Genomic DNA, 1,020 nt, shown 5'->3' on the forward strand with positions numbered 1-1,020 from the left:
ATCGATTGGGTTTGGCTCGTTGTCTTGGGATGGCGATCCTGAGCGACGGTGAGTGGGCGCGGCTGAAGGCGGCGCTGGATGTGGCGTGGTCTGGGGCCGGGCGGCCTCTGGCTGAGGAGCGGCGGACGGTGGAGGCGGTGATCTGGCGGCAGCGCAACGGCGCCAAGTGGCGCTCGGTGCCAGCAGAGCTTGGCCCCTGGTGGAAGGCGGCGCAGTTGCACATCCGCTGGTCGCGGGCCGGGGTCTGGGAGCGTGCCTTCGCGCATCTGCGCGATGCCGGCGCGCCGGACCTCGGCGAGGTCTTCCTGGACGGCACCTCGATCCGGGCACACCCCAAGGCAGCCGGGGCCAAAGGGGGGCGAAGGCGCAGGCCCTTGGCCGTTCGCGCAGCGGCTATGGCACTAAGGCCTGTACGGTCTGCGATGCGCAGGGTCGCCCGCTCGGCTTCGCCCTGATCCCGGGCCAGGCCAGGCGTCGGAGTTGCGCGTCGCTCCTGCGCTGCTGCTGATCGCCGCCCTGCTGGGCAACATCGGGCGGGTCGTCTGCGATGCCGCCTATTCCTCGGCCGCCTGGATTGCCCTGGTGATGGAAGCCGGCGCGCTGCCGGTGGTGCGCGCCAACCCCACCCATCCGAGGCGGCAGCACTTCGACCGCGCCGCCTATCGCAGGCGCCACAAGATCGAGAACCTGTGGGCCAGGCTGAAAGAGTGGCGCGCTCTCGCCACCCGCTACGACAAAACCGCCACAAGCTTCAGCGGCAGCCTCTACCTCCCCGCCGCCTTCGAAGGGTTCCCTAACAGGCACTAGAGCAGATCGCGTTCAGATGGAATCATCTGAACGCGTGAAGATGCTCGCAAAACAACGGCCTAGGGTCTGTTGAGATTGGGTATTCCGGAAGCTTCCTGGGTGTGGTTCGAGCTTGGGATGGAACGGCGTGTTTTGACGGATGCCCAGTGGTCGAGGATGGAGCCGCATTGCCTGGGCAAGCCGGGCGATCTGGGCTGGAGCGGCGCCGACAAT

1 pseudogene is annotated in these 1,020 nt (G+C 67.6%); it reads left to right on the forward strand.

Features of this window, described 5'->3' with window-relative positions:
• The first annotated feature begins 35 nt into the window (after window positions 1-35).
• Window positions 36-807, forward strand: a pseudogene (locus tag NJ376_RS07245) (IS5 family transposase).
• The last annotated feature ends 213 nt before the right edge of the window (window positions 808-1,020 follow it).

The organism is Siccirubricoccus soli, from assembly GCF_024178315.1.
In the GTDB taxonomy this organism is placed as follows: domain Bacteria; phylum Pseudomonadota; class Alphaproteobacteria; order Acetobacterales; family Acetobacteraceae; genus Siccirubricoccus; species Siccirubricoccus soli.